The sequence below is a fragment of the Flavobacterium koreense genome (genome assembly GCF_054776075.1).
The window spans coordinates 24933-42262 of the sequence record NZ_BAAHCF010000003.1 but is presented as its reverse complement, the minus strand read 5'-3'; the positions used below and the strand labels follow the sequence as shown (position 1 = coordinate 42262).

Below are 17330 nucleotides of genomic sequence, written 5' to 3'. Positions count from 1 at the left end.
CAGTGTTCAGTGTTCAGTCGACAGAACTGATTACTGAACACTGATTACTGTTAACTGTAAATTTCTCCTCGATGCGGTTTCAAAGCATCACGAACTTGAATCATATTTTCGTCAGTAACTACCATAAATGCTATGGCATACATTTCATTTAAAACTTCAAATCCAGTGATGTTAATTGGTAGTTTTTCTATTGCAATATATTCTTTCAAATGAATTTCGTGATGTTCAGCTGTTTTTGCTGCAACTTCACCACGAAAATCCCATATAAGTTTTATTTTTCTTGACATAGTTTTGGTAAAATTGCAAATTTAGTTGGTTTTAGATTTATTAAGCAACCTTATTATTATATTTGTATCAAATTATTAATTAGGTATTTATAAATCAATCACTTCTAAACAATATAGCAATGAGAAAAAGCTACTTTCAAACTATTTTTTTACTTATAATTTCTCTTCAAACATTTGCACAAAGTAATTACACAGTTGCTTCAATTCCTTTTCAGCCCTATTCAGGATCATTACCAGTATTATCAACTTCTGATGATATGTGTTCAGGATTAATTAATCTGCCTTTTAGTTTTGATTTTTATGGCACAGCATACAATCAAGTTGTTGTAAGTACCAATGGTTATGTTGACTTTAGAAGTAGTTCTGCCAATTCTTTTTCTCCGTGGAGTTTTAATTTAACTATTCCTAATGCAAATTTTCCGGTTAAAAATTCAATTTTAGGATGCTATCATGATATGAATAATTCGGATGCTCAAGGAACAGTAAATTATGGTGTTTATGGAACTGCACCTTACAGAAAGTTTATTGTGAGTTTTTATAACAATTCGCATTTTTCATGTAATGCCGCTGCCAAAAGTAGTTTTCAAATGATTTTGCATGAAACATCCAATTTAATAGATGTTCAAGTAATAAATAAGCAAATTTGTGCCTCATGGAATAGTGGCAATGCTGTTATTGGTTTAATAAATTCAACAGGAACTTTGGGTATTACTGCTCCAGGAAGAAATACTGGCGCATGGACGACTTCCAATGAAGGATGGCGATTCTCAAGACCAGGTTATTTGAACGTGTATTCCTTTGTGAAATGTGATGCCAATACTGATGGAATTGAAGAATTTAATTTGCAAGTGGTTCAAAATGATTTATCACCATCAAACCCATCTGCAATAACATTTTATTTAACTCAAACAGATGCACAAACACAATCAAATCCTATTTCAAACTTAATGTATACTAATATATCTAATCCTCAAACTATCTATGCAAGTGGGAATGGAGTTATAAAACAAGTTATTTTAAGTGGAATTGATTGTTCAATAGATAATGATAACGATACTGTTAGCACTGATTTAGAAGATGTTAATGGTGATACTAATTTAGCATATGATGATACTGATGCTGATGGAATTCCAAATTACTTGGATAATGATGATGACGGTGATTTTGTTTTAACTAGTTTAGAATATGTTTTTAATAGAAGTGCTACCACTACAATTTTAGATACAGATTCTGATAGTATTCCAAACTATCTTGATAATGATGATGATGGAGATGGAGTTTTAACTATCCTTGAAGATTACAATGACGATGGAGATCCTTCAAACGACGACACTAATTCAAATGGAACACCCGATTATCTTGAATCTGCTGTAGCTCTTGGCTTGGAAGGAAATACAATAAATAATACTATTAATTTATTCCCTAATCCTGCATCAGATGTTTTAAATATTGATAATAAAACTAATGAAATTGTATCTAATGTTTCTATTTATTCTATAAGTGGTGCATTAATTAAAGAAGTGAAATCAACAAATAGTATCGAATCAATTTCTGTTTCAGATTTACAAACTGGAATTTATTTTGTGAAACTTTCCGTTAATGATGAGGTTAAAAATTATAAGTTTATAAAGAAATAATCGTTCATTTATTTCATAAAAAATTAGAGGTTTAGTTTATGCTAAACCTTTTTTATTATTAGACTTTGCTGAAATTATTTTAAGTTTGTCAAAAATTACCTTTATGCCTCGCGAAATTCAAACTCAAGTCTCACCAGAAGTAGCACACAATGAATCATTAATTAATGAGCATGTTGCAAGATTATTAAATACTTCTGTGAAGGAAATTCAAAAGGTTGTGGTTTTAAAACGTTCAATTGATGCTCGTCAAAAAGCTATCAAATTCAATATAAAAGCAACTGTTTATTTTAAAGGTGAAGATTTTATTGAACAAAAAATTGAACTTCCTGAGTACAAAAATGTATCTAATTCACAAGAAGTAATAATTGTTGGTGCTGGTCCAGCAGGACTTTTCGCGGCTTTACAGCTTGTAGAACTTGGTTTAAAACCTATTGTAATTGAAAGAGGAAAAGACGTTCGTGGCAGAAGAAGAGATTTGAAAGCCATAAACGTTGACCATATTGTAAATGAAGATTCCAACTATTGCTTTGGTGAAGGTGGCGCTGGAACTTATTCTGACGGAAAATTATATACGCGTTCCAAAAAACGTGGCGATGTTGACAGAATTTTGAGATTATTAGTAGGTTTTGGAGCTTCAGATGATATTTTGGTTGAAGCGCATCCACACATCGGAACTAATAAATTACCTCAAATTATTCAAGATATACGAGAGAAAATTATTGAATGTGGCGGACAAGTTTTGTTTGAAACTCGCGTAACTGATTTCATTATAAAAAACAATGAAGTGCAAGGAATAGTAACCCAAAATGGCGATACTATTTCGGCAAATAAAGTAATTCTTGCAACAGGACATTCAGCTAGAGATATTTTTGAATTATTAGATAAAAAGAAAATTTTCATTGAAGCTAAACCATTTGCATTAGGTGTTCGTGCAGAACATCCACAGGAATTGATTGATAAAATTCAATATTCGTGTGATTTCCGTGGTGAATTTTTACCGCCATCACCATATTCTATTGTAAAACAAGTCAATGGTCGCGGAATGTATTCATTTTGCATGTGTCCAGGTGGCGTAATTGCTCCTTGTGCTACAAGTCCTGGCGAAGTTGTTACTAATGGTTGGTCACCATCAAAACGTGATCAAGCTACTGCCAATTCGGGAATAGTTGTCGAATTGAAATTAGAAGATTTCAAACCCTTTGCTAAATTCGGAGCACTTGCCGGAATGGAATTTCAAAAAGCTATAGAACAAAAAGCATGGCATTTGGCTGGACAAACTCAAAAAGTTCCTGCGCAACGAATGGTTGATTTTACTCAAAATAAAGTTTCGAGTTCCATTCCAAAAACTTCTTACGTTCCTGGAACGACTTCTGTAGAAATGGGACAAGTTTTTCCAGGATTTCTATCTCAAATTATGAGGGAAGGATTTAACGAATTTGGAAAAACAATGCGCGGATATTTGACAAATGATGCCATTCTTCATGCACCTGAAAGCAGAACATCATCTCCAGTCAGAATTCCGAGAGATAATGAAACATTGGAACATGTTCAAATAAAAGGTTTGTATCCGTGTGGTGAAGGAGCAGGTTATGCCGGCGGAATTATTTCTGCTGCCATCGATGGCGAAAAATGTGCTTTAAAAATAGCAGAAGCTTTAAAAATTTAATATCATGAAGAAAATCATTTTCTTGTTTTTAATGGTTTTTTCTTTTCAAATTGCTTTTGCACAAGTGGAACATGTAAATCAATTGTACAGCAATGGCAAACCCAAAGAAGTTGGTACATATGTCGACGGAAAGAAAAATGGTGAATACATTACTTATTATGAAAATGGTAATATGAGATCTTATGCTAATTATATTTTTGGAAAACGACAAGGCATACAGAAAGACTATTTTTCTAATGGTCAATTGAGAAACGAGTTAGAATGTGTTAATGATGTTTGCCACGGAATAAGTCGAACCTATTATATAGACGGAAAATTAGAATCTTCTTCACGCAATAAAAATGGGGTTAAAGATGGAAAAGTTGTCGGTTACAACAAGGATGGGGTATTGACTGTGAAGGAAGAATGGGATAACGGTAAACTTGTAGGAGAGAGTGTTTATTATTACGATTCAGGTCAAATTAGAAGAAGAGTAGTTTTAGACAAAAAAGGAAATGTAAAAACAACAGAGTCTTACTACGAAAATGGGAAGAAAAACTTTTTTTCTGATGTTGATAAAAATGGAAATGGCGTTAATTATTCCATATATCCAAATGACACTATAAAGTCTAGAAATTATGTAAAAAACCATAAAATAGTTAAAGAAGAAACATTTACAGAGCAAGGAAAACGCAAGAAAATCATTGAATATAACGAAGATAATACTTATAAGAATATCAAAGATTTTGATGAATATGGAATCTTAAAAAGTGATTCAAATTACGAAAAACACAAAATGGTTAATTCCATAGTATATAATGGTGACATAATTGAAAAAGCGAAACATAAAAATGGCCATCGTGATGGCGATTTTGAGTCTTTTTATTTGAATGGTACTTTAGCAGAAAAAGGAACTTATTTTAAAAGCGAAAAAATAGGAAAGTGGAAATCCTATTATGAAGATGGTGCTATTAAATTTATTGGGAATTACGTAAAAACTAGTGATAGAGGCAATTTTAAAGATAGTATTCATACCTATTATTTCAATTCAGGTCAAATTGAAAAATTTGAAAATTATTACATCGCAAAGATTAATAGAAGTAGTACTAGACCGGATGATTTTTATGAAAGAACCTATAAAACTGGGCAATGGAAAACCTTTTATGAAAATGGTAAATTGAGTCAAATTGCCAATTATAATGAAGATAAATTGCACGGTGAATTTATTGAATATTTTAACGACGAAACCAATTCTGTAAAGTACAAATGCACTTATCGCAACGGACTGAAAATTGGTTTAGAACAAGAATATTATGAAAACGGAAAACTTTACAAGTCTAAAGAAAAAGACAGTAATGGTTATCAAATAGGAAAAGATGTTGTCTATTTTGAGAATGGTATTGTAAAAGAACTAATAGAATATTTAGAAAGCCAAAAACAAGGAAAATATCTTCAGAATTTTGAAAGCGGAAAGCCAAAAGTAGTAGGAAGTTATAACTCTGGACAAGAAATTGGCACATGGAATTATTACTACAACAACGGAAAATTGTTCAAGTCAATAAAGTATGATGAAGGTGTGAAAGAGAAAACATTCTTTTATAATGATGGAGTAAAATTTGCAAATATTTTGTACGATTATGACGAAGATAGCGCCAATGAAACGTTTACTTTTTACAATAAATTTGGAGCAACTATTTCTTTTCAAGAGTTATTCAATAAAGAGTGTGATAATTGTAAAATAATCGAATTTAATGTAACTATCAACATAGAAGAAGATGATATCTATTTTGTAAATTTAAGTGCATTGGATGAAGTTCAGAAAAGATCAATAAGTTCAAATTTTACTTTCAATTCAGTCAATCATAAATAAAAAAAACCGCTCATTTTCACAAGCGGTTCTTTAATTAACAATTAATTCTTTTTCAATCTATCTTTAAAAACCTTTTCAAACTTTTCAATTTTGGGTTGAATTACCATTTGGCAATAAGGTTTGTCTTTGTTATTTTCATAATATCCTTGGTGATATTCCTCGGCTTTGTAGAACTTTTTCAAAGGTTCTAAAGTCGTTACAATTTTATTTGCAAATACTTTTTCATTCAATTCAGCAATCAAATTTTGAGCCGCTTTTTTCTCGTTTTCGTTTTTATAAAAAATCACTGAACGGTATTGTGTTCCTGAATCAGCACCTTGACGATTTAGTGTTGTTGGGTCGTGAACGGTAAAAAACACTTGAAAGATTTCATCTAAGTTGGTTTTAGTTTTATCGTAAGTGATTTCTACAACTTCTGCTGCACCAGTTCTACCAGTACAAACTTGCTCATAACTTGGATCTTCTACCATGCCACCAGCATAACCAGAGTAAACACTTTTCACACCTTCAAGGTTTTGATAAACAGCTTCTACACACCAAAAACATCCACCACCAAGAACAATAGTTTCTAGATTTGCAGAATTTATAGCTACACCATCTGGAACAAAATCTAACGAAATAGCATTCATGCAATATCTTTTACCTGTTGGCTCCGGACCATCATCAAATAAATGTCCTAAGTGCGAATCACATCGTCCACAATTGGCTTCAATTCTTCTCATTCCATAAGAATTGTCATCTTTAAAAGTGATACTTTCTTTGTTTTCTTGTTCAAAAAAACTTGGCCATCCGCAACTACTTGTAAACTTTTGATTGGATTTAAAAAGCTTATAACCACAAGCAGCACAATAATAAGTTCCTTTGGTTTCATCTTTCCACATGGTTCCTGTAAAAGCTCTTTCGGTATCTGCTTCTCTCGCTACAGCATACAAATCAGGTGATAAAACTTTTTTCCATTCGGCATTTGAAACATTTAGTTTCTTAGTATCCGTATTTGAATAGTAAGGATTTTCGGGTTTACTAATTACATTTTCCATAGCTGAAGTATCTTTTTTTGAAATTTTTTTGTTTGATTGTCCACAAGCCGTTAGCGTAAGCAAAGGAATCAAAAACAAAATAGTGATTATTTTTTTCATAACAATTAAATTAATTGATGTACAAATTTACAATAGAAGTACGTTGCAAAATGTCATACAGTTTACAAATTGAGATGATTTAAGGAAAGTTTAACGGTTGTTCAGAATTGAAAATACTTGATATTTTTTTAAGCAACTAAAAGTTTTTTATTTTCATCAGAATCTTTTTCCGACCATAAAATAAAATTTGCATTTTTAGATTTTAAAGCATCAATAAACTCATTCTTGATTTCTTTATCAACATCATTTATTATTGCAATTGCTGTTACTTCTTTTTTTGTAATTTTCTCTCTAACTGGTTTAATATCTTCCCACGAAAATAAAAATGTTGGTAAGTTCGATTTATTAATAGTATTAAAGGATTTGATTACTATCTCTTTATTTTTTTGAGCAATTTGAAAATCAAAATTAAATTCTAATCCTGTAACGCCTTTTGAAATAAAATCAGGAGTATATATTATATCTTGATTATCTAAATAAGTTCTCACATCTTCTTTGAAAATTGAGGAAACATTATTTTTAGATAAAACGTACAAATCATTTATTTCTATTATTGCAGATAATAAATTATGTTTAGATTGTGAAAAATTTTCAAAATCAGCTTCAATTATCAATTCATCATTTGAAAATTTTACTCCATAATTTAAAAGAATGGTATCTAATATGTATCTTCTTCTTTTTGAACCTTGTATATGTAAACCTTGCAATTCCAAATTGGTTATTGTTTCGCCATTATCACTTAAAATAATTTTGTTTAATTTCTTTTGAGCATAAATTTCAATTGTATCATTAAAAGCACCTAGGAATGGTGTATTTATTAAAAACCAATCCGTAGTTTCTCCTTTCTGAATTACGGTTTTTTCTCGTAACCAGTCATAATAGCCATCAACATATGTATTTATCCAATTCAAAGTATTGTCTGTTGTATGTGTAATTTAGAATTTAGATTTATTTCTTTCGCAAAATTAACTATTAAATTTGTTAAATCACTAATTTCATTTATTTCAGTTGTTTCAAAATTAGTTTCTTTAATTGGTACAGCCCAAGACAATGGTTTATATCCTTCAACATAAACATGTAAATGAGGTTCGTCAATATTGAAAAATTTACCTTCATATTGTCTTAAATAAAGCGGTAATGTCTCACTTATACCAAAAGGATTTTGATGTCTACCATTAAAATCAACCCTAAGTAAACCAATAAAAGAGTTACTTTCCAAATGGTGAATTGAAGTTTTTAATATTATTTTTGAATTTGATGTTATTTCTAACCAAAATTTATAATCATTATCTTGATGTGAAATAAGATCTAATCTATTTTTTTTATTGCGAAGATCTATTACTTGATTTGGGTCAAATAATACTTTTTCTAACTTTAATAGATATTTTGCTTCCTCGTTTGTTAACATAATTAATTTTAAACTTGTTCAAATATAACAAAATAAACCATTCAACTTCAACACACGTTAAACTTTTCACAAACTCCAAAATCACTTTATTACCAATTCTTTTTTCGTATTTTTGACCATCATAAAAAATATATGAAAGAAGAACAAGTAATTTTAGTCAACGAAAAAGACGAACCAATAGGTTTAATGAATAAACTTGAAGCTCACGAAAAAGCAGTTTTGCATCGTGCGTTTTCGGTATTTGTTTTAAATGATAAAAATGAAGTCATGTTACAGCAACGTGCACATCACAAATATCATTCGCCTTTACTTTGGACAAACACTTGTTGCAGTCATCAACGTGCTGGTGAAACCAATATTGAAGCCGGAAAACGTCGTTTGTATGAAGAAATGGGATTTAAAACTGAATTGAAAGAGTTGTTTCATTTTATTTACAAAGCGCCTTTTGACAATGGTTTGACCGAACATGAACTCGATCATGTAATGATTGGTTATTCAAACGAAGAACCCAATATCAATTGTGATGAAGTTGAAAGTTGGAAATGGATGACCATTGAAGATATTAAAGAAGATATGATTCAAAATCCAGATATTTACACCGTTTGGTTCAAAATAATTTTTGATGAATTTTATCATTATCTAGAAGATCATAAATTATAAACTCATAACTAAATGAAAGTTACCGTTTCAAGAAAAGCACATTTCAACGCAGCACATCGATTGTATCGAAAAGATTGGTCTATGGAGCAAAACGATTTGGTTTTTGGAAAATGCAATAATCCCAATTTTCATGGACACAATTATGAATTAATTGTTTCTGTAACAGGAGAAATTGATCAAGAAACAGGTTTTGTAATTGATGTAAAAATTTTATCAGATTTGATAAAAGAACATATCGAAAATGCTTTTGATCATAAAAATTTGAATCTTGATGTTCCAGATTTTGCTGATTTAAATCCAACTGCTGAAAATATTGCTGTTGTGATTTGGAATAAATTAAGGAAATACATTGATACTAATAAAGAATTAGAAGTGGTTCTTTATGAAACACCAAGAAATTTTGTAACCTATAAAGGAAACTAATATGTCTTTAAAAATAGGAGATAAGCTTCCCAGTTTTTCAGCAAAAGATACTAATGGAAACATTTTTAATTCACAAGACTATATTGGAAAACAACCACTTGTAATTTACTTTTACCCAAAAGATGATACACCTGGATGCACAGCGCAAGCTTGTAGTTTTAGAGATAATTATCAAGAATTTAAAGATTTAGGAGCTGAGGTAATCGGAATTAGTGCTGATACAGTGACTTCTCATTTAAAATTCAAAAGCAAATTCAATCTTCCGTTTATTTTACTTTCAGATAATGATAAAAAAGTGCGAAAGCTTTTTGGTGTTCAAAACAGTTTGTTTATAATTCCAGGTCGTGAAACCTTTGTAATTGATAAACAAGGTGTGGTGATAATGGTTTTTAATAGTATGTCATCTGAAATTCATATTACAAAAGCACTAAAAGTTTTGAAAAAATTGACAAATTAGTTTTGGGTTAGCTATACTTTTTAACCATTCACCGAACTTGCTATGTAATTGATAGAAATTATTGATTCATTACGTTAAAAATATCCATCTTTGCATTCAAAATTATAACAAATGAAATTTTATCCCTTGCAATTTCAACCTATTCTTAAAGATAGAATTTGGGGCGGAACAAAACTGAAAGATTATTTAAACAAACCAATTTCATCAGAAATCACAGGTGAAAGTTGGGAAATTTCTACTGTAGAAAACGATGTCAGTGTTATTGCTAATGGAGTTTTTGCAGGAAAATCGTTAAACGAATTAATAAATGAATTTCCAGAACAAGTTTTAGGAACAAAAGTTTATGAAAAGTTCGGAAAACAATTCCCGCTACTTTTTAAATATCTTGATGCTCGCGAAGATTTGTCTATTCAAGTGCATCCAAATGATGAATTGGCGGCTAAACGACATAATTCATTTGGTAAAACCGAGATGTGGTATGTTATGCAAGCCGACCAAGATGCAAGATTAATTGTTGGTTTTAAAGAAAAATCCTCTCAAAAAGAATATTTAGAGAATCTTGAAAACAAAACTTTAATTGATATTCTGGATACCAAAAAGGTAAAAAAAGGAGATGTTTTCTTCTTAGAAACTGGAACGGTTCACGCCATTGGAGCAGGAACAGTAATTGCAGAAATCCAACAAACATCTGACATTACTTATAGATTATACGATTTTGATAGAGTAGATGCAAATGGAAATACACGCGAACTTCATGTTGATTTAGCTTTAGATGCCATAAATTATGATGTAGTTGATGCTGAAAAAAGCTATTCGAAAATTGAAAACGAAGCTAATGCAATAGTTGATTGTCCTTATTTCACAACAAATTTTATTCCTCTTGATGGAAGTTTAGAAGTTGTAAATGATGAAAATTCATTTTTAGTTTATATGTGTGTTGAAGGAAGTTTTGAATTAAAACATGATGATGTAACCTATTCTTATAAAACTGGTGATACGGTTTTAATTCCTGCAAAAATGAGCGAATTTGAAATTCACGGAAAAGCATCTATGTTAGAAATTTACATTTCTTAACTTGTATTCAAAAGATTATGTGTAATTTTGCACCTGAATTTAAAAAATAAAGAAAATGCCAAGCGTTAAAAATTTAAAAAAAGACATCAACTTCGTTTTAGGAGATATTATTGAAGCAGTTTATATTCACGAAATGACTAGCGAAGGAAAGCCAACAGCAGCTACCAATGCAGTTATAGATGAAGCAATTACATCTTTTGATGCTTTAATCGTTAAGGTTAATGCTAAAAAAGTAGAAAATAAAAAAGCGCATTTCAAACAAATCAATGCAGAATTAGAACAAACTGCTAATCAATTGATTGAAAAAATCAACGCACTTTAATTAAAAAAATCATCAAAAAAGTGTAAAAAAGTTTTGGAGATTTAAAAATCACTATTATATTTGCACCAGAAATGAGACCGGCCAGCGTAGCTCAGTTGGCTAGAGCAGCTGATTTGTAATCAGCAGGTCGTGGGTTCGAGTCCCTCCGCCGGCTCTTCGTAAAACCATCACAGCAATGTGGTGGTTTTTTTATTTGTATTATATTCATAAAAAAATCCGCCTTGTTTGTACAAGACGGATTTTGTATTTATATAAGAAAAATTACTTTCTTTTAATTACTCTTTCTACAGCTTCAACAATTGCTTCGTTGTTAAGTTTGTATTTATTCATTAATTGCTCTGGAGTTCCGCTTTCACCAAATGAATCTTGAACAGCAACAAATTCTTGTGGTTTTGGATTATTTAATGCTAATGTTCTAGCAACACTTTCTCCTAAACCACCAAGAATATTATGTTCTTCGGCAGTTACTACACAACCAGTTTTTGCAACAGATTTTAGAATTGCTTCTTCATCCAAAGGTTTAATAGTGTGAATGTTGATTACTTCAGCAGAAATTCCTTTCGCTTCTAATGCTTCTGCAGCTATTAAAGCTTCCCAAACTAAATGGCCTGTAGCGATAATAGTTACATCAGTTCCTTCGTTTAACATAATTGCTTTTCCAATTACGAAAGGTTCGTCAGCTGGCATAAAATTAGGCACCACTGGACGACCAAAACGCAAATAAGCCGGACCATGATGATCAGCTAAAGCAATTGTTGCAGCTTTGGTTTGATTGAAATCGCAAGTGTTGATTACAGTCATTCCTGGTAACATCTTCATCAAACCAATATCTTCTAATATTTGGTGTGTTGCTCCATCTTCACCAAGTGTCAAACCTGCGTGTGAAGCACAAATTTTCACATTTTTATCTGAATAAGCTACAGATTGACGAATTTGATCGTAAACTCTTCCTGTTGAAAAGTTAGCGAAAGTTCCTGTAAATGGTATTTTCCCACCAATAGTTAATCCAGCTGCAATTCCAATCATATTTGCTTCTGCAATTCCGATTTGGAAAAAGCGTTCTGGATGATTTTTTTTGAAATCGTCAAACTTTAATGAACCAATTAAATCGGCGCAAAGTGCAACAACATTTTCGTTTTTTTGTCCCAATTCGGTCATTCCAGCACCAAATCCTGAACGTGTATCTTTACTTCCTGTGTTTGTATATTTTTTCATAATTCTAGTAGTCTCCTAAAGTTGCTGCGTTTTGTCCTAAAGCATTTGCTAATTGTTCGTCACTTGGTGCTTTTCCGTGCCAAGCATGAGTATGCATCATGAAATCTACACCATTACCCATTTCGGTATGAAGAATTACGCAAACCGGTTTTCCTTTTCCAGTTCTTGATTTAGCTTCGTTCATTCCAGCGATAATTGCTTCAATATTGTTTCCTTCGGTAATCTCTAAAACATCCCAATCGAAAGCTTCAAATTTTGCTTTCAAGTTGCCCATGTTCAAAACGTCTTTGGTAGAACCATCAATTTGTTGTCCATTGTAATCAACAGTTGCAATTAAATTGTCTACATTTTTTGCAGAAGCGTACATAATAGCTTCCCAATTCTGACCTTCTTGTAATTCGCCATCACCAGTTAGAGCGTAAACTAAATGATTGTCGTTATTAAGTTTTTTGGCTTGAGCAGCGCCAATTGCAACAGATAAACCTTGTCCTAATGAACCAGAAGCCATTCTAATTCCAGGTAAACCTTCATGAGTTGTTGGATGACCTTGCAAACGCGTGTTTAATTTTCTGAACGTTGCTAATTCAGAAACAGGGAAATAGCCACTTCTTGCTAAAACGCTATAAAAAACTGGAGAAATATGACCGTTTGACAAGAAGAAAATATCTTCATTTGTTCCGTTCATTTCAAATCCTTCGTTGCGTTTCATTAGGTCTTGGTAAAGCGCTACTAAAAATTCTGCACAACCAAGAGAACCTCCTGGATGACCTGAATTTACGGCATGAACCATGCGAAGAATGTCTCTTCGTACTTGTGTTGTAAAATCTTGTAGTTGTTGAATGTTAGACATTTTATGTAGTTATAAATTATAATGGTGTAAAAGTAAATCTATTTTTTTGGTGAGGCAAAAGATTTTGTTACAAGTTATTAATAGTTTAGAATCACAAATAAATCTAAAATCTAAAATCTAAAATCTAAAATAATTTATCTTTGCCAACTGAAAATGCCTATATGAAATTCGATTTATTACAAAAAGATGCCCACTCTAAAGCTAGAGCTGGAAAAATTACAACAGACCATGGAGTTATTGAAACTCCTATTTTTATGCCAGTTGGAACTGTTGCCTCTGTAAAAGGAGTGCACCAACGCGAGTTAAAAGAAGAAATTAATCCTGATATTATTTTAGGGAATACTTATCATTTATACCTTCGTCCACAAACAGAAATTCTTGAAAAAGCTGGTGGTTTGCATAAATTTATGAATTGGGATAGAAATATCTTAACTGATTCTGGCGGATATCAAGTATATTCGCTTTCGGCAAACAGAAAAATTAAGGAAGAAGGCGTAAAGTTCAAATCGCATATTGATGGTTCATACCACTTTTTTACTCCAGAAAATGTGATGGAAATTCAACGTACTATTGGTGCTGATATTATCATGGCATTTGATGAATGTACACCTTATCCATGTGATTATCGTTATGCACAACGTTCCATGAAAATGACGCATCGTTGGTTGGATAGATGTATTAATCATTTGGAAAAAGTTCCAGTAAAGTATGGTTATGATCAAGCATTTTTTCCAATAGTTCAAGGAAGTACTTATAAAGATTTGAGAATGCAAAGTGCCGAATATATTGCCAATTCTAATCAAGTTGGAAATGCTATTGGTGGACTTTCAGTTGGTGAGCCAGCCGAAGAAATGTATGCAATGACAGAGGTTGTTTGTGATATTCTTCCAGAAGATAAACCACGTTACTTAATGGGCGTTGGAACTCCAATTAATATTTTAGAAAATATAGCACTTGGTGTAGATATGTTCGATTGTGTAATGCCAACGCGTAATGCAAGAAACGGAATGTTATTCACTGCAAACGGAACCATAAACATCAAAAATAAGAAGTGGGAAGATGATTTTTCTCCTTTAGATGAAATGGGAATCACTTTTGTTGATACCGAATACACAAAAGCTTATCTTCGACATTTATTTGCTGCCAATGAGTATCTTGGAAAACAAATTGCAACTATCCACAATTTAGGTTTTTATATGTGGTTGGTTCGTGAAGCAAGAAAACATATTATTGCTGGCGATTTTAGAGTTTGGAAAGAAATGATGGTTAAGCAAATGAGTCAACGATTATAAAATTTATTGATGCTTACAATATTAGATAAATACATATTAAAACGTTATTTAACCACATTTTCTGTAATGTTGTTGATGTTTATTCCTATTGGGATAACCATTGATGTATCTGAAAAGGTCAATAAAATGATTGAGAACAAAGTGCCTTTTAGTGCTATTGCTCAATATTATGTAGATTTTACTATCTATTTTGCTAATTTACTTTTTCCTATATTTTTATTTCTATCTATTATTTGGTTTACTTCAAAACTTGCTAATAATACTGAAATTATAGCCATATTAAGTTCAGGAATTTCATTTACAAGATTTTTGAGACCTTATATTATAGGAGCAACAATAGTTTCAATATTTGCTTTGTTGATGGGATTCTTTTTGGTTCCAAAAGCCAGTGAAGGATTTAAAAACTTTAGATACATGTACCTTATTGGAAACGGACAAAATGAGATGCGAGACAACTCAGATGTTTATCGTCAAATCAATAAAGAAGAATACATTTATGTAAGTAGTTTTAATTCGGTTTCTAAAATGGCGTTCAATTTTTCTATGGAAAAATTTGAAAAAGACAAATTAAAATACAAAGTATCTGCTAGTAGAATAAAATGGAATCCAAGAGATAGCTCCTATACTTTATTTGATTTCAAAAAAAGAAAAGTTGGTGAGTTAGGCGATGTTATTATTTCTGAACAAAGGAAAGATACGGTTCTTAATTTTGATTTAGAAGATTTAACACCTGTTGTTTACATTGCAGAAACATTGTCTTATTTTGATTTGATTAAATTTATTGAAAAAGAAAAAACTAGAGGTTCTACTAATATCAACACTTATTTAGTGGTTTTATATAAAAAATATAGCATACCTGTTTCTGCTTTTATTCTTACAATTATTGCTGTTGCCGTTTCTTCAATGAAGCGAAGAGGTGGAATGGGAATTAATCTTGCTATTGGTATTTTGCTTGCTTTTGCTTTTGTGTTTTTAGATAAAGTTTTTGGCGTTTTGGCAGAAAAATCATCAGCACCACCAATAATTGCTGTGTGGATTCCGAATATACTTTTTGGAATCTTAGCAATATATTTATTACGTAATGCTAAGCGATAACAACAAAAGTTATTTACACCTTCATTTGATAGTTTTCATTTGGGGTTTCACGGCAATTCTAGGAAGACTAATTACTCTTGATGCTTTACCATTGGTTTGGTATCGAATGTTGTTTGCTGTCGGATTTATTTTTATTTACATCAAATACAAAAGAATGCCTATAAAGATTCCTAAGCGAATTCTTTTGAAGTTTCTTGTTGCTGGATTAGTAATTGCGCTTCATTGGTTTACTTTTTTTAGAGCCATCAAAGTGTCAAATGTTTCTATTACGCTTGCTTGTTTATCAACAGGTGCATTTTTTACTTCACTTATCGAACCTATTTTCTTCGGAAAAAAAATTATTTGGTACGAAATTTTCTTCGGATTGATTGTAGTTTTCGGACTTTCAATCATATTTAATGTAGAAGGAAGATATGTTGAAGGAATTGTTTTAGCATTGACTTCTGCCTTTCTTTCTGCTTCTTTTGCAGTAATCAATAGTAAGTTTGTTAAAGACTATGATCCAACGGTAATTTCTTATTACGAATTGGGCGGAGGTGTTTTGTTTTTCTCAATATTCCTACTTTTTACCAATAGTTTTAATTCTGAATTTTTTCAACTGACTACTTCCGATTTTATTTATTTATTGATATTAAGTTCGGTTTGTACAGCATATGCTTTTATTGCCTCAACAGCGGTTATGAAATTTTTAAGTCCTTATACAGTGATGCTTACCATTAATTTAGAGCCTATTTACGGAATCATTCTTGCGGTTCTAATTTTTGAAGATAAAGAACAAATGAGTCCACAATTTTATGTTGGAGCTGTAATTATCTTATTAACTGTTATTTTAAACGGAATTATAAAAAGCAGATTAAAAGCAACTTAGCTTTTGTTTACAACTTATCGTGTAAAATTACTTTTACAAAAGATTTAAAATTTTATCTTTGTAGTTCGAATTTTAATTAAAACGCACAAATCCTATGGAATATTTAGATTTTGAGCTTCCTATTAAAGAGTTGGAAGACCAATTAGACAAATGTCAGATTATTGGTCTAGAATCAGATGTTGATGTAACCAATACTTGCAAACAAATCGAGAAAAAACTTGAAGAAACAAAGCGTAAAATATACAAAAATTTAACAGCTTGGCAACGTGTTCAACTTTCTCGTCATCCTAATAGACCTTATACTTTAGAGCATATTACAACTTTAACTAAAGGAACTTTTTTAGAGCTTTTTGGAGACAGAAATTTTAAAGATGATAAAGCCATGATTGGTGGTTTAGGTCAAATTGACGGACAATCATTCATGCTTATTGGTCAACAAAAAGGAATCAATACCAAAATGCGTCAGTATAGAAATTTTGGAATGGCAAATCCTGAAGGCTATAGAAAAGCACTTCGATTGATGAAAATGGCCGAAAAATTTGGAATTCCTGTAGTTACTTTTATTGATACTCCTGGAGCATATCCTGGTTTAGAAGCGGAAGAAAGAGGTCAAGGAGAAGCAATTGCAAGAAATATTTTTGAAATGTGCCGTCTGAAAGTGCCAATTATTTGTGTAATTGTTGGTGAAGGTGCTTCTGGTGGAGCTTTAGGAATTGGTGTTGGTGATAGAGTTTTAATGATGGAAAACACCTGGTATTCTGTAATTTCTCCTGAATCTTGTTCTTCTATTTTATGGAAAAGTTGGGAATATAAAGAGCAAGCTGCCGATGCATTGAAATTGACTTCAGCTGATATGAAAAAGCAAAAATTAGTCGACGATATTATTCCAGAACCACTTGGTGGTGCTCATTATGATAAAGAAACAACTTTCAAAACGGTAGAGCAATATATAATGAAAGCTTTTAATGAATTGAAAGATTTATCAACAACTGAATTAGTGTCACAGAGAATGGACAAATACAGCAAAATGGGCGAATATAAAGAGTAAAATCTTACAAAATTAATCAAAATCCGTCTCGTCCTAAAAGCTA

18 protein-coding genes and 1 tRNA gene are annotated in these 17330 nt (G+C 31.4%); 13 read left to right on the top strand and 6 right to left on the bottom strand.

Translation table 11 applies throughout. The annotated features are described in order from the left end of the window. Positions 1–50: 50 nt before the first annotated feature. The gene (locus tag ACYU7A_RS02685) at positions 51–287 is read right to left on the bottom strand and encodes a hypothetical protein (RefSeq protein WP_460574069.1); all 237 of its coding nucleotides are present in this window, start codon (positions 285–287) and stop codon (positions 51–53) included. A gap of 119 nt (positions 288–406) precedes the next feature. On the opposite strand from ACYU7A_RS02685, the gene ACYU7A_RS02680 reads away from it, so the two are divergent. The 3 genes from ACYU7A_RS02680 (at position 407) to ACYU7A_RS02670 (ending at position 5439) form a co-directional block, all read left to right on the top strand. Beyond that, on the top strand, positions 407–1924 hold the full coding sequence (locus ACYU7A_RS02680; protein WP_460574068.1) for a T9SS type A sorting domain-containing protein: 1518 nt from the start codon (positions 407–409) through the stop codon (positions 1922–1924). Positions 1925–2027: 103 nt separating this feature from the next. Continuing rightward, positions 2028–3590 carry an NAD(P)/FAD-dependent oxidoreductase gene (locus ACYU7A_RS02675; RefSeq protein ID WP_460574067.1) on the top strand — a complete coding sequence of 521 codons (1563 nt, stop codon included), beginning with the start codon at positions 2028–2030 and terminating at the stop codon, positions 3588–3590. Between the two features lie 4 nt (positions 3591–3594). Then, the gene (locus ACYU7A_RS02670) at positions 3595–5439 is read left to right on the top strand and encodes a toxin-antitoxin system YwqK family antitoxin (RefSeq protein WP_460574066.1); all 1845 of its coding nucleotides are present in this window, start codon (positions 3595–3597) and stop codon (positions 5437–5439) included. A gap of 41 nt (positions 5440–5480) precedes the next feature. Here ACYU7A_RS02670 and ACYU7A_RS02665 read toward each other — a convergent pair whose 3' ends face one another. The 3 genes from ACYU7A_RS02665 to ACYU7A_RS02655 all read right to left on the bottom strand — a co-directional run bounded on the left by ACYU7A_RS02665 (position 5481) and on the right by ACYU7A_RS02655 (position 7983). Next, entirely contained in the window at positions 5481–6575 is a 1095-nt protein-coding gene (locus ACYU7A_RS02665; RefSeq protein WP_460574065.1) for a bifunctional methionine sulfoxide reductase B/A protein, read from the bottom strand. A gap of 128 nt (positions 6576–6703) precedes the next feature. Further along, positions 6704–7486, bottom strand: a complete 783-nt coding sequence (locus ACYU7A_RS02660; RefSeq protein ID WP_460574064.1) for a DUF1828 domain-containing protein — start codon at positions 7484–7486, stop codon at positions 6704–6706. Next, positions 7483–7983 carry a DUF6978 family protein gene (locus ACYU7A_RS02655; protein WP_460574063.1) on the bottom strand — a complete coding sequence of 167 codons (501 nt, stop codon included), beginning with the start codon at positions 7981–7983 and terminating at the stop codon, positions 7483–7485. Before ACYU7A_RS02655 ends, ACYU7A_RS02660 begins: the two co-directional genes overlap by 4 nt. Before the next feature lie 132 nt (positions 7984–8115). On the opposite strand from ACYU7A_RS02655, the gene idi reads away from it, so the two are divergent. The 6 genes from idi to ACYU7A_RS02625 all read left to right on the top strand — a co-directional run bounded on the left by idi (position 8116) and on the right by ACYU7A_RS02625 (position 11073). Next, positions 8116–8643 carry an isopentenyl-diphosphate Delta-isomerase gene (idi, locus tag ACYU7A_RS02650; RefSeq protein WP_460574062.1) on the top strand — a complete coding sequence of 176 codons (528 nt, stop codon included), beginning with the start codon at positions 8116–8118 and terminating at the stop codon, positions 8641–8643. 12 nt (positions 8644–8655) lie between these two features. Continuing rightward, positions 8656–9066 (top strand): 6-pyruvoyl trahydropterin synthase family protein, encoded by a 411-nt coding sequence (locus ACYU7A_RS02645; RefSeq protein WP_298304368.1) that lies wholly within the window; start codon positions 8656–8658, stop codon positions 9064–9066. Position 9067: 1 nt separating this feature from the next. Beyond that, complete coding sequence (locus tag ACYU7A_RS02640; RefSeq protein WP_460574061.1) at positions 9068–9523, top strand: peroxiredoxin; 456 nt, start codon at positions 9068–9070, stop codon at positions 9521–9523. A gap of 111 nt (positions 9524–9634) precedes the next feature. Continuing rightward, entirely contained in the window at positions 9635–10597 is a 963-nt protein-coding gene (locus ACYU7A_RS02635) for a type I phosphomannose isomerase catalytic subunit (RefSeq protein ID WP_460574060.1), read from the top strand. Positions 10598–10652: 55 nt separating this feature from the next. Then, complete coding sequence (locus tag ACYU7A_RS02630; RefSeq protein WP_345089034.1) at positions 10653–10919, top strand: hypothetical protein; 267 nt, start codon at positions 10653–10655, stop codon at positions 10917–10919. 80 nt (positions 10920–10999) lie between these two features. After that, positions 11000–11073 (top strand) — tRNA-Thr (locus tag ACYU7A_RS02625). Between the two features lie 107 nt (positions 11074–11180). Here the strand turns inward: ACYU7A_RS02625 and ACYU7A_RS02620 are convergent. Then, a complete protein-coding gene (locus tag ACYU7A_RS02620) occupies positions 11181–12134 on the bottom strand; it encodes a transketolase family protein (protein WP_460574059.1) in 954 nt (317 codons plus the stop codon). Positions 12135–12138: 4 nt separating this feature from the next. Continuing rightward, positions 12139–12984 (bottom strand): transketolase, encoded by an 846-nt coding sequence (locus ACYU7A_RS02615; RefSeq protein ID WP_460574058.1) that lies wholly within the window; start codon positions 12982–12984, stop codon positions 12139–12141. Between the two features lie 161 nt (positions 12985–13145). On the opposite strand from ACYU7A_RS02615, the gene tgt reads away from it, so the two are divergent. The 4 genes from tgt to ACYU7A_RS02595 all read left to right on the top strand — a co-directional run bounded on the left by tgt (position 13146) and on the right by ACYU7A_RS02595 (position 17287). Continuing rightward, on the top strand, positions 13146–14276 hold the full coding sequence (gene tgt / locus ACYU7A_RS02610) for a tRNA guanosine(34) transglycosylase Tgt (RefSeq protein WP_460574057.1): 1131 nt from the start codon (positions 13146–13148) through the stop codon (positions 14274–14276). Positions 14277–14285: 9 nt separating this feature from the next. Further along, the gene (locus tag ACYU7A_RS02605) at positions 14286–15371 is read left to right on the top strand and encodes an LptF/LptG family permease (protein WP_460574056.1); all 1086 of its coding nucleotides are present in this window, start codon (positions 14286–14288) and stop codon (positions 15369–15371) included. Further along, a complete protein-coding gene (locus ACYU7A_RS02600; RefSeq protein WP_460574055.1) occupies positions 15358–16239 on the top strand; it encodes a DMT family transporter in 882 nt (293 codons plus the stop codon). Before ACYU7A_RS02605 ends, ACYU7A_RS02600 begins: the two co-directional genes overlap by 14 nt. Before the next feature lie 94 nt (positions 16240–16333). Further along, a complete protein-coding gene (locus tag ACYU7A_RS02595; RefSeq protein ID WP_298304349.1) occupies positions 16334–17287 on the top strand; it encodes an acetyl-CoA carboxylase carboxyltransferase subunit alpha in 954 nt (317 codons plus the stop codon). Positions 17288–17330: the final 43 nt, after the last annotated feature.

Coding starts and splice junctions, on each gene's coding strand:
- ACYU7A_RS02630 (WP_345089034.1), top strand. CDS start 10,653: ATGCCAAGCGTTAAAAATTTAAAAAAAGACATCAACTTCGTTTTAGGA.
- ACYU7A_RS02670 (WP_460574066.1), top strand. CDS start 3,595: ATGAAGAAAATCATTTTCTTGTTTTTAATGGTTTTTTCTTTTCAAATT.
- ACYU7A_RS02600 (WP_460574055.1), top strand. CDS start 15,358: ATGCTAAGCGATAACAACAAAAGTTATTTACACCTTCATTTGATAGTT.
- tgt (WP_460574057.1), top strand. CDS start 13,146: ATGAAATTCGATTTATTACAAAAAGATGCCCACTCTAAAGCTAGAGCT.
- ACYU7A_RS02645 (WP_298304368.1), top strand. CDS start 8,656: ATGAAAGTTACCGTTTCAAGAAAAGCACATTTCAACGCAGCACATCGA.
- ACYU7A_RS02640 (WP_460574061.1), top strand. CDS start 9,068: ATGTCTTTAAAAATAGGAGATAAGCTTCCCAGTTTTTCAGCAAAAGAT.
- ACYU7A_RS02615 (WP_460574058.1), bottom strand. CDS start 12,984: ATGTCTAACATTCAACAACTACAAGATTTTACAACACAAGTACGAAGA.
- ACYU7A_RS02635 (WP_460574060.1), top strand. CDS start 9,635: ATGAAATTTTATCCCTTGCAATTTCAACCTATTCTTAAAGATAGAATT.
- ACYU7A_RS02605 (WP_460574056.1), top strand. CDS start 14,286: ATGCTTACAATATTAGATAAATACATATTAAAACGTTATTTAACCACA.
- ACYU7A_RS02680 (WP_460574068.1), top strand. CDS start 407: ATGAGAAAAAGCTACTTTCAAACTATTTTTTTACTTATAATTTCTCTT.
- ACYU7A_RS02620 (WP_460574059.1), bottom strand. CDS start 12,134: ATGAAAAAATATACAAACACAGGAAGTAAAGATACACGTTCAGGATTT.
- idi (WP_460574062.1), top strand. CDS start 8,116: ATGAAAGAAGAACAAGTAATTTTAGTCAACGAAAAAGACGAACCAATA.
- ACYU7A_RS02675 (WP_460574067.1), top strand. CDS start 2,028: ATGCCTCGCGAAATTCAAACTCAAGTCTCACCAGAAGTAGCACACAAT.
- ACYU7A_RS02685 (WP_460574069.1), bottom strand. CDS start 287: ATGTCAAGAAAAATAAAACTTATATGGGATTTTCGTGGTGAAGTTGCA.
- ACYU7A_RS02655 (WP_460574063.1), bottom strand. CDS start 7,983: ATGTTAACAAACGAGGAAGCAAAATATCTATTAAAGTTAGAAAAAGTA.
- ACYU7A_RS02595 (WP_298304349.1), top strand. CDS start 16,334: ATGGAATATTTAGATTTTGAGCTTCCTATTAAAGAGTTGGAAGACCAA.
- ACYU7A_RS02665 (WP_460574065.1), bottom strand. CDS start 6,575: ATGAAAAAAATAATCACTATTTTGTTTTTGATTCCTTTGCTTACGCTA.